This is a genomic window from Pseudomonas sp. MPDS (genome assembly GCF_013283895.1).
Taxonomy (GTDB): domain Bacteria; phylum Pseudomonadota; class Gammaproteobacteria; order Pseudomonadales; family Pseudomonadaceae; genus Aquipseudomonas; species Aquipseudomonas rhizophila.
Genome location: NZ_CP054128.1, coordinates 5,921,317 through 5,933,227, shown reverse-complemented (window position 1 = coordinate 5,933,227; position 11,911 = coordinate 5,921,317). Strand labels below are relative to the sequence as shown.

Below are 11,911 nucleotides of genomic sequence, written 5' to 3'. Positions count from 1 at the left end.
CGCCTGAAGAGTTTGATGAGGTTTTAACAATGGCTGAACGTCTGAGTAATGACTTCCAGTTCATCGATGTCGGGCGCAAGGATCCGAAGAAGAAACTGTTGCGTCAACGCAAGAAAGAGTTCGTGGAAATCTACGAGCCTTTCAAACCCCAGCAGTCGGCCGACCAGGCCCACCGCTGCCTGGGCTGCGGTAACCCGTACTGCGAATGGAAGTGCCCGGTGCACAACTTCATTCCCAACTGGCTGAAGCTGGTGGCCGAGGGCAACATCCTCCAGGCCGCCGAGTTGTCCCACCAGACCAACACCCTGCCGGAAGTCTGCGGCCGGGTGTGTCCGCAGGACCGCCTGTGTGAGGGTGCATGCACCCTCAACGACGGTTTTGGCGCGGTGACCATCGGTTCGGTGGAGAAGTACATCACCGACACCGCGTTCGCCATGGGCTGGCGCCCGGACATGTCCAAGGTCAAGCCGACCGGCAAGCGCGTGGCGATCATTGGGGCCGGCCCGGCGGGCCTGGGATGCGCCGATGTGCTGGTGCGCGGTGGCGTGACCCCGGTGGTGTTCGACAAGAACCCGGAAATCGGCGGCCTGCTGACCTTCGGCATCCCCGAGTTCAAGCTGGAAAAGACCGTGCTGAGCAATCGTCGCGAAGTCTTCACCGGCATGGGCATCGAGTTTCGCCTGAACACCGAAGTAGGCAAGGACGTGACCATGGAGCAACTGCTCGAAGAGTACGATGCCGTATTCATGGGCATGGGCACCTACACCTACATGAAGGGCGGCTTTGCCGGCGAGGACCTGCCGGGCGTCTACGACGCGCTGGACTTCCTGATCGCCAACGTCAACCGCAACCTGGGCTTTGAAAAGTCGCCGGAAGATTTCGTCGACATGAAAGGCAAGAAGGTCGTGGTGCTGGGCGGCGGTGACACGGCGATGGACTGCAACCGCACTTCGATTCGCCAGGGCGCCAAGTCGGTGACCTGCGCCTATCGTCGTGACGAAGCGAACATGCCCGGCTCGCGCAAAGAAGTGAAGAACGCCAAGGAAGAGGGCGTGAAGTTCCTCTACAACCGCCAGCCGATCGCCATTGTCGGTGAAGACAAGGTCGAGGGCGTGAAGGTGGTCGAGACCCGTCTCGGCGAACCGGACGCCCGTGGCCGCCGCAGCCCTGAGCCGATCCCCGGTTCCGAAGAGATCATCCCGGCCGATGCCGTGGTCATCGCCTTCGGCTTCCGCCCAAGCCCGGCGCCGTGGTTTGAGCAGTTCAGCATCCAGACCGACAGCCAGGGCCGCGTCGTGGCCCCGGAACAGGGCCAGTACAAGCACCAGACCAGCAACCCGAAGATCTTCGCCGGCGGCGACATGGTTCGGGGTTCCGATCTGGTGGTGACGGCGATCTTCGAAGGCCGCAATGCGGCGGAAGGGATTCTGGATTACTTGGGGGTCTGATCATTTCCTGAATGGGAATGCAATCAAATGTGGGAGCGAGCTTGCTCGCGATAGCGGCGAATCAGTCGACGAAAATGTTGAATGTGATGCCCTCATCGCGAGCAAGCTCGCTCCCACAGTGGTTTAGGTGTTGCCTGATACCGCGACAAATTGCCCCGATAGATAAAAGGCACGGCTCTTGCCGTGCCTTTTGCGTCGCGCTCTGAGAAAATGCCCGCACTTTTTTTCCGGATGCCGACATGACTGCCCTGAAGAACGACCGTTTCCTCCGTGCTTTGCTCAAGCAACCCGTAGACGTCACCCCCGTGTGGATGATGCGTCAGGCCGGTCGCTACTTGCCGGAATACCGCGCCAGTCGGGCCAAGGCCGGCGACTTCATGAGCCTGTGCATGAATCCCCAGTTCGCCTGCGAAGTCACGATGCAGCCGCTGGATCGTTACCCGCAGCTGGACGCGGCGATTCTGTTTTCCGACATTCTCACCATTCCCGACGCCATGGGCCAGGGTCTGTACTTCGAGACCGGCGAAGGCCCGCGCTTCAAGAAAGTCGTCAGCACTCTGGCCGACATCGAAGCCCTGCCGATCCCCGATCCGCAGAAGGACCTGGGTTATGTCATGGACGCGGTCAGCACCATCCGTCGAGAACTCAACGGTCGCGTGCCGCTGATCGGCTTCTCCGGCAGCCCCTGGACCCTGGCCACCTACATGGTCGAAGGCGGCTCGTCGAAAGACTTCCGCAAGACCAAGGCGATGCTCTACGACAACCCGCAAGCCATGCACCTGCTGCTGGACAAGCTGGCCCAGTCGGTGACGTCCTATCTCAACGGGCAGATCCTGGCCGGTGCGCAAGCGGTGCAGATCTTCGACACCTGGGGCGGCAATCTCTCGGCGGCGGCGTACCAGGAGTTTTCCCTGGCCTACATGCGCAAGATCGTCAGCGGCCTGATCCGCGAACATGAAGGTCGTAAAGTACCGGTGATCCTGTTCACCAAGAACGGCGGCCTGTGGCTGGAAAGCATCGCCGATGCCGGTGCCGACGCCCTGGGCCTGGATTGGACCTGCGACATTGGCAACGCCCGCGAGCGTGTCGGCAGCAAAGTCGCTCTGCAAGGCAACATGGATCCGACTGTGCTTTACGCCAAACCGCAAGCCATCCGCACCGAAGTCGGGCGCATCCTCGCCAGCTATGGCAAGGGCAGCGGTCATGTGTTCAACCTTGGCCATGGCATTACGCCGGAAGTCGATCCGGAACACGCCGGTGCTTTCCTGCGCGCGGTGCATGAGTTGTCGGCGCAATACCACGACTGATCGTAGCTCGCTCATCCAGCCTGTCGGGATTCGTTCCAGGCAGGCTTTTTTTTGCCTGTTAATTATTCAATGAAACAAGTTGGTTATCTTTATCGGTTTGCCTGTTTTCTTTTGTTTAATAACTAACTTTGCCTGTAAGAAGTTTTTCTTCTGAACTCGGAAAAATAGATTCAGGGATTGTTCCTTCTATTTACCTCGATCTGGCAGCCCACCCGACATCGGCTCGACCTGGCCGAGCGTCAGTATTGGCAGCAGGCCGAACTCGCTGCCCGGATCCAGCGCCAGGAACCCACCGGCGCTACGACCGCCACGAGCTCTTTGTCCGTCAGGATCAACGACAGTGCGACGGCCGCGGGGCTGGAGCTGGCGGAGCTGGAGATCGACGGTGATTCGTTACGGCTTGCCGTCAGTGGCGATGCCAATCGACTGCTCGACTGGCTGGACCGACACGAGCGGGACGGCGCCACCTTGCAGGTGCTGAGCCTGGAAGTGCGCAACGGTGTCCTGGACGCGCGGATGGTGTTGGGGCAATGACTTGAGCGGCGGGCCAGCGCCTGAACAGTGTCCGCTCAAACCTGAGCGTTGCCCGGCAACACCGGCAACTTCGCCAGTTTCACCGCCACCAGCAACGCCACCACCAGCAAGCCGCCGATGAACAGGCTGACACCGTTCCATCCGCCCAGATGCCAGGCTAACCCGCCAGCCGTACCTGCGACGCTGGAGCCGGCGTAGTAGCTGAACAGGTACAACGACGAGGCCTGTCCCTTGGCTTTGGTTGCGCGGCGGCCGATCCAACTGCTGGCGACCGAGTGAGCGCCGAAGAAGCCGAAGGTGAACACCAGCATGCCCAGGATCACCAGCCACAGCGGCGTGGTCATGGTCAGCGCAAGACCGGCCAGCATCAGCGCGATGGTCGCCCAGAGCATTTTGCGACGGCCGTGTTTGTCGGCCAGTGCGCCGACTTTCGCCGAGCTGTAGATACCCGACAGGTAGACCACCGAGAGCAACCCGACAAAGGCCTGGTCCAAGTGATAAGGCCCGGCTAGCAGGCGATAGCCGATGTAGTTGAACAGCGTCACGAATGCACCCATCAATACGAAAGCTTCGAGAAACAATAGCGGCAACCCGGCATCGCGAAAGTGCATGGTGAAACCGTCCAGCAAGCTGCGCGGATGCAGCGAGCGGGGGCGGAAATTGCGTGACTCGGGAAGAATCCTCCAGAACACCGCCGCCGCGATCAAGGCCAGGCCACCGACCACCAGCATCGCGGCGTGCCAGCTGACGAAGTCAATCAGCACCCCGGCGATCAAGCGGCCGCTCATGCCTCCAATGGCGTTGCCGGCGATGTACAAGCCCATCGCCAGGCCAATGTGCTTGGGATGGATTTCTTCACCCAGGTAAGTCATCGCGACTGCCGCCACGCCGCTCAATGACAGCCCCACCAGGGCACGCAGCACCAGTACACCCTGCCAGGTCGGCATCATCGCGCTGGCAATGGTGCACAACGCCGCGGCAAACAGCGCCGCGACCATCACTGACTTGCGGCCGATGCGATCGGAAATCGGGCCGGTGATCAGCAGCCCGACGGCGAGCAGGCCGGTCGCCACCGACAGGATCAAACTGCTCTGGGCGGCATTGATGGAAAACTCTTCGGAGAGCAGCGGCATCATCGGTTGCACGCAATACAACAGGGCGAAGGTCGCAAAACCGCCACAAAACAACGCCAGCACCGTACGCATGAACAACGGTGTGCCTTTTTCGATGTAGATGTCTTTGCGTCCGGTGACGCCATCATCGGCAGGCGGAGGGATCTCATGGGCCAGTGGAGCGACAGCAGTTTTCACGGTGAACCTCGCAGGAGCACGACCAGGCAGGCAATGGAAAAAGCATATAGCCGGTTAATGTTTCTATCCAATATATTGTTCGACCTGTTTAAGACGTTCTACGACCTATTGGATTTCTTATGGAACTGCGTCATCTGCGTTACTTCATAGCCGTTGCCGAAGAACTGCATTTTGGTCGCGCCGCGCTGGCGCTGGGCATCTCCCAGCCGCCCCTTAGCCAGCAGATCCAGGCACTGGAGCAAGAGATCGGCGCGCGGCTGTTCAATCGCACCAATCGTCGCGTCGAACTGAGTGAAGCCGGACGTTTGTTTCTCGAGGAGGCCCGACAGGTGCTGGCCCAGGTCGACAAGGCCGCCGATGTCGCCCGCCGCGCAGAGTTGGGCGAACTGGGCGAGCTGAAAATCGGCTTCACATCATCGGCGCCTTTCAACTCCACCATCCCCCAGGCGATTTTCACGTTTCGCCAGCGCTTTCCCGCTGTACACCTGAACCTTCGGGAAATGAGCAGCACCCAAGTGGCTGACGCCCTGGTGGACGAGGCAATCGAGGTGGGCATCATGCGGCCCTTGCCGCTGCCCGACTCCCTGCGGGAGATCGAATTGAGCCGCGAGCCGCTGGTGGCCGTGCTCAGTTCCAAGCATCCACTGGCCCAGGGCAGCGAAGGGGGCCTGTTCCTCTCTGCACTGGCCCAGGAACCGTTCGTGTTCTTCCCCCGCAGCTACGGCAGCGGCCTCTATGCACAACTCCTGAGCCTGGCCCGCGACGCCGGCTTCAGCCCGAACTTCGCCCAGGAGGCCGGTGAGGCCATGACCATCATCGGCCTGGTGGCGGCGGGGCTGGGCGTCTCGGTCCTGCCGGCGTCCTACCAGCGCATGCGTATTGACGGCGTGGTCTACCGGCCACTGCTTGATCCGGCGGCAATGTCGGCGGTGTGGCTGGTGCAACGCAAGGATCAGTGCTCGCCGATGGCAAGGGCGTTTGTGGAGTTGTTGACTAATGTCGTGGATTTGTCTGTTTCTTAGAGTAGGTACCGATGACTCCATAAAGTTGAAGTTGGTAATAAATGTAAAGGCAGAGAGTGATTAAGAATATGCTGAAAATCTGCAAGTGGTGTGGGGATGTCCAGTAGCTTACATGGTGGACCAATATGGCTACGGTTAAAGCGGTGGAGACGTAGCTCGCGAGCTTTGTGAGGAGGTTGCTGGGCGAATTGTTTATTTTTTTCAAGCGATAAGGGTGCTGGAAGAGAAGGCATAGTAGTGATATGAGTAGGGTGCCAATAATCGCTGAAAATGGGATGGCGATAATATCATGGTCGGCAGCGTAAAGATTGTTTGTGAAGTTCGAGTATAAATTGTAGCCGCCGATGAATGGAGTGGTTGAAAGGCTGATTAAATAGAGCGATAAATAGTTGTGGGTTTTCATGATTTATCTCATTGTCGATAACAAAGTGTTGCCCATGGTCATGGCGTTTCGCTTAAAAATTCGGGGTCTGGAAACCCTTCCCTATCAAGTGTATTTTGTGTTCGCCTGATATATCGATTTCGTAACTTTTTCCTGGTAGAACCCTGCCGGCGGTAGTTAATTGTTCCAGTGCCAGCGGTCTATTGCTTTTATTGAAATCATAAAAATCATGGTAGGCCTTGACTGTTCCCAGAAATTGCCAGGAGGTGTCCTTGTGGCGAATGAAGTCACCTTCGACGCGAAGAGTGATTCGCCCCAGATAAGCACCACTGATCCAACTGTCTCTACCGGTGTCATAACCCACCTTTGGATCCACGAGGTGATACTTTCCGGGTGTCTTGGTATGTTCAATGGTCTGTTTTAATAAAGACAGGTTGTGTTCTTTTATTTGTAAGCCAATGCTATTTATGTCGACTTCGAGCTTCTCACCCTTCCCCCATAAATAGTGTGCTAATGCTTTTACTGGGCTGAATGTGCCTCCAGATAATTTTGGTGTTTCGAGTTTGAATGTTGTACTGCGGGCGTATTTTGAGTTGGCCACAGCGATGATGGCTTCTCTAGACGTAAAGCCGCTTCTTTCAAGCGCATCAGCCAGGCTGAAGCTAATCATTTTGTTTTTAAAAAATACATCATTTATACGCCAGTAAGGTGCTACCCAGCCGCGCTCTTTTTCGACAATTCGCCATATGTCTTTTATTGCGCCGTAGGCGTTTTTATGGTTTATGGCTTTGTCGAGGATTCTAAGGTTGAAGGTGAAATCATCCAGTCCCGTTTGAGTTTTTATAAGGTCGGTTATGTAGAGGTCATCATCTTCTGTCAATACGTCGGGTTGAGGAGGTGGATATATATAAGTTCCGTCAATGATAATTCCGTCCGTAGACCAGTATCCACCTAAGGAACCTCTCCAAGTGCCCGTGATATCAGTGGCGGGTAAAGTGATTTCTTTCTGTTTCATGGTTCAAATCCTTTTGAGTTTAAAGTCTGAGGTTTTGTAGTTTTGTAGTTTTGTAGTTTTGTAGTTTTGTAGTTTTGTAGTTTTGTATGTTTGTCTGGACTTTTACTTAAGCATAGGGCAGGAGTTGGCTCAATGACCTAATGGCCGCTTGGGAAATGGATTACGAAAGTTGCGGAAGTTGCCTGCCTAGGCTTGGCGACGAATTCAGTACCCTCCTGAGAAACAGACCAGGCGCAGCGAAATCCTGGCAGGAGCAAAACCCATGACCGAACAACTCACTCGCTGGGACTCTGCCGAGTACCTCAAGACCGAAGAGGACATGGCTAACTACCTGGACGCATGCATGGAGGAGGCAGGAGACGATCCTGCATTCATCGCAAAGCCTTGGGAACCATTGCACGAGCTCGCGGAATTGGCCCGTGATGCCGGGCTGTCCCGGGAAAATCTTTACCGCGCCTTGTCGGGGGAAGGAAATCCTGAGTTCGGCACTATTTTGAAAAGTTGTCAAAGCGTTGGGACTGAAACTGCATGCCAGCACCTGAACAGGTCAGCATGATGAATGACAAGCCAGTCTGTTTGTGAAGGGCGCCATAAGGCGCCCTTCTTCGTTACAGCCTCAGCATCGGCCCAACTATTTACCGTATTCCTTAACCCTCCCAAACCGTCGCAGGCCTATTGACGTGATAGTCATAAAACCCTTGAAGGGTCCAGGTATCGCCCTTGCGTTCAAAGGCAGCGCGCCATGCGCCTCTGCCACTCCCGGGTGACAGTTGCGCCATGTCGTACCAGTAATACCGGTTGATGCGCTTGGTGGTGACCCGGCCTGCACGAATGTCAGCCATGATTTCCGTTATTTTCGTTTTGGCTGCCTCAGTAAAAGTGTCATATGACATCTGTGACTCGGCCAGCAGGCTGGTGCTTGTCGAAAATTTGTCTGCGACAACCGGGCCTTCCGCAACAGCGAGGGGGGCGGTCGCGGCCGCAGGCTTGCCGGTGACTTTCTTCGTCGGGACTTGGGTCACGACCTCGATATCAAACGTGTCGTAGTTCGAGAGGTTTTTACTGAAGTTCGTGATGTCCTCGCCGGTGACCAATAACGTTTTCCGCTGCGACTTGCCCTTGTTGACGATGACATAAGGAATCTTATGGTTGCGGATTTCGGTCAGGAGGCCGGGCTTGTGTCTTTTTTTCATCTCGTCCCTGAACGCGCTGAGTTTGTTACTTTTATACGCCCGGAAATTTTCAGGGTTCTGTTTATATTGTTCCCTGGCCGCTTCCACCTCGGGTCCCGTCCCTGAGTACCGTTCGCCCAGATCGACCCAGACGCGCTTTTCCGCTGCCTCGACCACGTCATGAATATCGTCCTGGATTTTAGTCATGGCGGCTTTCTTTTTCCCCTGTTCAGGGATGATGGTAATGAATGACGCGCCGGTGAGATTGTCGGGCAAGGAGGACATCATCATCTTGAAGTTGCCTTCGCTGTCGAAAAGCTCCCTTTTCAGCGGCAGGGTCATGTCGAATACTTTTATCTTTTGAGCGGCCGTCAGCTGGATCCCTCTTGCCTGGGAGTCGATGTCTCTGGTGCAGTAGTCGACGGCCTGCCATACGTTGTATTTATACAGCAGGCTGTCGTGGGCCTTTTTATGTTGCGTGAGGTCCTGGTGTCCTTTGTTTATCCAGTTTATTCGTGAGCGATAAGTGTCTATGTCGCGTACGTGGATGTCATTCATGCTCTCGCGCACGATACGCTCTGCCAGTTCCTCGGGCATCGAGTAGATGACTTTTTTTGCCGTATTCACCACTGCCCGAGACGGCCACTGATGGTCGACGAGGACGCCCTCTACCAACGCGTTATAGGTTTTCTGTTGCGGGGTTTCCGGAGTCCGACCGAACAGGCTTTGTATGACTCCACCACCGAGCAGCCGTTTTGGTTCTTCGATCTGCCAGCGGCCATTTTCCCAGGTTACCGTCCGCTGGTCGGTACGGTTGTTCGGCCCGTAGATGATTCGTTCGCCTGCTTGTATGGCGGTTTTGCAGTAGTCCTTGCCCAGCTTCAGATAGCCCTGCCCACCGGCGTCCCTGTACCGATTGCGCCCCTCGGGCACCAGTCCCTTGCCGTCGAACCCTTTGAGGATGAACGGTTCGAGCTCCGGGTCCGGCATGCGGGGCAAGGCTGAGAGCGCCGGGCGAGGCTTACCTCGGCGCCGTGCCGCGCGGGACATGATCAGGTCCTGACCGCCCTCTGCCAGTACCTCACCGAGCCCGCTGATAAGATCACTCGTCCACTGGCTGAAGCTGCCCCCTTCATCCTTTATCGCCGACACCGCAGCGCCGCCGGTCATCACGGGCAGAATCGCGCGGCCCAGTACCCCACCCAGCCGGCCTGCATAGAACATTGACATCGCCCCCGTCAGTAGCATGACTGCAGTCCTGCGCCCATCTTGTGCCGCTGTGCTGTCGCGCTCGGCGTTGGTCACGGTCAGCAGGTCCGCCGTCTGGATCGCTTGGGTGATCTGCGTCTCATGCAGCGCTTTGAAAAGGTTGCCTTTAACCACGGGCGAATAGACTTTCAATGCGAAGTCGTCCTGAACCCTGTGCTTGATCCAGGAGAACGTGGGTTGCGTCACTTTCTTGATCTTCTCGTTGAGGGTCAGGTTTTCCGCGGACGGCACCAGGCTGGCAAGCTGATCGGCTTGCTTGAGCAGCGGCAGGTGCGAAATCAGCCAGCGGGTCATTTCCGGCGTGGCGGTGAGCGTCCGCACCAGGGCCGCCTCCAGCTCCCGGTCGCTTCCGGCATCGACGTCCCTGAACTGCTTGCCGTCCGGTGCTTCTGGTGTGTACAGGGTCAACGAAGGCCGGCTGCCAAGGGTCTTCACCCCAAAGGCCAACAACTCCTTGAGTACGCTGTCGCCCCACTGGATCTGACGGACCACCACCTCGTGTCCGTTGACCTTGCTGCGCCCCTGCGGCGTCGGGCTGTCCAGTGCCGCCAGCACCAGGTTCAGCCCGGTATTGTCCTTGTCGTGGGTAAAGTCGCCCGAGATATGGGCGGCCCACGCCTGCGCCCGCATCTGTTTGGCCTTCAGGGACATCCACTGTGCTTGCTGCTCCCGGGCTGCGAGCTGCAACGCGGGCGAGAGCCGGGCACCGATGTTTGCCCGTTCAATGACTTCTACAATCTGCGCAAAACTCAGCGGACCTTCCACCGTGGTGTCGCTGGCCGTGCGTTCCTCCGGCGTCAGGTTGGACATTGCCCACTGCGTCAGGGAGCGGCGGTCATCAAATAGGCCCTTCACCTTGCCCGACGAGAGCCCGGAGCCGAATGGCGACTCGCCTGTCGGGGCGCGCGGATCGAGCAGATGCTTGCGGATACTCAGAGAGACCTGGTCAGGATCGACTGGTGGGTACTTCTCCTTGATGAACCTGGCAAGCAGGGTGCGAGTCCGGTCATGAAGGGCGTCAGGGGTTGCCAGGGTGACCGGATCCGGCGGTGGTGGCGAATCTGTCAGGGTTTGCTGCAAGTCCTGCACGGCCTTCCACCAGGCCAGACGGTCGCTGCCGATAACGTTAGGGTCGCGGTGCAGCCAGTCGTGCAGTTTTTTCCGGTTCAGCCGTAACTCGCGCTCGTCCATGGCGCCAGCCAGATCCAGCTTGTGCCTGAGGTCCGCCGCCGCATCTATCCTGGCCATCCAGGTGGTGAGACTTTCTCCCTCTGCCGGGCCGCTGGATAGAACCTCGCTCACGGCGGTTTTCTGCGCCGCTCGCAGGTCAGTGACCAGGCGAGCGAGAAAGTTCTGCGCCATTGACGCCGTGCTCACCGTATCCTGAGTGCCGTCTTCCACCAGGCGGGCCTTCAACGCCGTCAAGTCAGCGTAAACCTCCAGTGGGCTACCCGGGCTGCATAGCACCGCGCCCCCCGGATGATCGGCATTATCGTGCTGCGTCAGCGCAACCGCCCCCGGCATCGGTACGCTGAACCCCCACCCTTCGGGGGTCAGATTCAAACCGTAGACCCCGGGCCGGACACGCTCCGCCAGCTTGGCACGGGACGCGCCGTCCGGCGCCGACAGGGCGAAGTCCGCCACCGCTTTGTGCATTGGCAGGCTCAACACAGCGTCCTGCCGGTGGAGATCCGCCTGTGCCTTGAGTTGCGTGCCGAACTCATCGGCCAGCCAGTCGCTGACACTGCGGTTTTGGCTGAACTCGGCAGGTTTATCCCAAAAATGCTCCAGCGCCCGCTCCAGCAGTCGTGCATGAGACGCGGGCGTGACGCTTATCCGCCGCTTGATCTCTTCCTTTGCGTCACGACTATTGAGGACTGCCGGCATTTGCGTGGCATCGTCCTTACCCGTGACGATGTCGATGTTGTTCAATTCGAGGAAGAACTCGTGCGCGTTGATCTCGCCGGCGATCGCGCGCCAGAAAAGCGTATCGAGGGGAACAGTCTGCACCACCGTTCGTTTTGAAGTCGGCTCGTCCTGCCGCCGGCACACCAGTATGTCTTTGGCTACCAGAGTGTTCGCCAGGCTGGGAAAGGCTTTCGCCAGCCAGTACTCCATATGTTGGGCTGTCACCTTCGACGCACGCGGAACGGCGCCGTTCAGGTGGATCATCTGCTGCTGCGAGGCATTGAGCCGGTTTATCAGCGCAGCGCTTGGGGCCATGGCACTGTCGGTCTGTAACGGGTTGTCTTCCAGCATGTTCTCTTCCTGAGAAATTTTCGGAAGGAGCAACCTATGGGAGAAGAATGGAGGCAGGGTGGTAGATAGATACCGCCTGCAGCGGCGTCAGGCGGTGTACGAACGAAACGGTCGAAGCCACTGCATCTGTGGGAGCAAGTTTTGCGCCCACAGATTGTTTTGGCTGCCAGGTGCAAGCCGATCAATGCCGGTC

8 protein-coding genes are annotated in these 11,911 nt (G+C 57.7%); 5 read left to right on the top strand and 3 right to left on the bottom strand.

What is annotated here, in order from left to right; translation table 11 throughout:
- Positions 1 to 29 precede the first annotated feature (29 nt).
- From HQ912_RS26335 to HQ912_RS26325, 3 genes are all read left to right on the top strand, one after another.
- The gene (locus HQ912_RS26335; RefSeq protein WP_047225960.1) at positions 30 to 1,448 is read left to right on the top strand and encodes an FAD-dependent oxidoreductase; all 1,419 of its coding nucleotides are present in this window, start codon (positions 30 to 32) and stop codon (positions 1,446 to 1,448) included.
- Between the two features lie 239 nt (positions 1,449 to 1,687).
- Entirely contained in the window at positions 1,688 to 2,755 is a 1,068-nt protein-coding gene (gene hemE / locus HQ912_RS26330) for a uroporphyrinogen decarboxylase (RefSeq protein WP_047225959.1), read from the top strand.
- Between the two features lie 177 nt (positions 2,756 to 2,932).
- Positions 2,933 to 3,289, top strand: coding sequence for a type II secretion system protein M (locus tag HQ912_RS26325; RefSeq protein WP_260990056.1), 357 nt, complete (start codon positions 2,933 to 2,935; stop codon positions 3,287 to 3,289).
- A 35-nt stretch (positions 3,290 to 3,324) separates the two neighbouring features.
- Here HQ912_RS26325 and HQ912_RS26320 read toward each other — a convergent pair whose 3' ends face one another.
- Positions 3,325 to 4,578 carry an MFS transporter gene (locus HQ912_RS26320; RefSeq protein ID WP_256677059.1) on the bottom strand — a complete coding sequence of 418 codons (1,254 nt, stop codon included), beginning with the start codon at positions 4,576 to 4,578 and terminating at the stop codon, positions 3,325 to 3,327.
- A 140-nt stretch (positions 4,579 to 4,718) separates the two neighbouring features.
- On the opposite strand from HQ912_RS26320, the gene HQ912_RS26315 reads away from it, so the two are divergent.
- Positions 4,719 to 5,621: a LysR family transcriptional regulator gene (locus HQ912_RS26315; protein ID WP_173407467.1), complete on the top strand. Its 903-nt coding sequence runs from the start codon at positions 4,719 to 4,721 to the stop codon at positions 5,619 to 5,621.
- 455 nt (positions 5,622 to 6,076) lie between these two features.
- On the opposite strand, the gene HQ912_RS26310 is transcribed toward HQ912_RS26315, so the two are convergent.
- Positions 6,077 to 7,018 (bottom strand): lipid II-degrading bacteriocin, encoded by a 942-nt coding sequence (locus HQ912_RS26310; RefSeq protein ID WP_173407466.1) that lies wholly within the window; start codon positions 7,016 to 7,018, stop codon positions 6,077 to 6,079.
- A 262-nt stretch (positions 7,019 to 7,280) separates the two neighbouring features.
- On the opposite strand from HQ912_RS26310, the gene HQ912_RS26305 reads away from it, so the two are divergent.
- A complete protein-coding gene (locus tag HQ912_RS26305) occupies positions 7,281 to 7,574 on the top strand; it encodes an addiction module antidote protein (protein WP_107321415.1) in 294 nt (97 codons plus the stop codon).
- Positions 7,575 to 7,665: 91 nt separating this feature from the next.
- Here HQ912_RS26305 and HQ912_RS26300 read toward each other — a convergent pair whose 3' ends face one another.
- Positions 7,666 to 11,718: a dermonecrotic toxin domain-containing protein gene (locus tag HQ912_RS26300; protein ID WP_173407465.1), complete on the bottom strand. Its 4,053-nt coding sequence runs from the start codon at positions 11,716 to 11,718 to the stop codon at positions 7,666 to 7,668.
- Between the last annotated feature and the right edge of the window lie 193 nt (positions 11,719 to 11,911).